Source organism: Bacteroides sp. AM10-21B (genome assembly GCF_003472565.1).
Taxonomy (GTDB): domain Bacteria; phylum Bacteroidota; class Bacteroidia; order Bacteroidales; family Bacteroidaceae; genus Bacteroides; species Bacteroides propionicigenes.
Genome location: NZ_QRME01000011.1, coordinates 1 through 453, shown reverse-complemented (window position 1 = coordinate 453; position 453 = coordinate 1). Strand labels below are relative to the sequence as shown.

Sequence of the window (453 nt, the reverse complement as noted above, 5' to 3'; positions counted from 1 at the left end):
ATAGTAGAAATGACGCCCCTAAAATGTACGAAGCATGGAAACAAGTGATGTTCATGAGAATGCGATGACGACAGTCAGCGAGTTAGACTATATAAGAGGTCTTAAGGAAGGAAATAGTGTGATTGCTAATTTTTCAACAATAAAAGAAAAATTAAAATATATGGTTTCCTTATCTATTTCTGATGCCAATAAAAGTTCTGGAGGGGAATGGACCTATGTAGATTCGCAGATAAATAATTATCCCTTTGATAGGGGCTACTTAATTACGTTAGGAAGTTCTGACCAGAATTTTCAATTCGCAATAAAATCAGACGGGAAACAAATGAAAATAAGAATTCGTATTTATTTACATTGGACTAACTGGATGACAATAACTCTTACTTAAATCTAAGAAGAATATTGTATAGTTTTAATCTGCCGTATCTTGTGCCCCTAAAAGGTACAAGGGTATGG

1 protein-coding gene is annotated in these 453 nt (G+C 34.0%); it reads left to right on the top strand.

Features of this window, described 5'->3' with window-relative positions; genetic code table 11:
• Positions 1-34 precede the first annotated feature (34 nt).
• On the top strand, positions 35-385 hold the full coding sequence (locus DW121_RS13755) for a hypothetical protein (protein ID WP_118324117.1): 351 nt from the start codon (positions 35-37) through the stop codon (positions 383-385).
• The last annotated feature ends 68 nt before the right edge of the window (positions 386-453 follow it).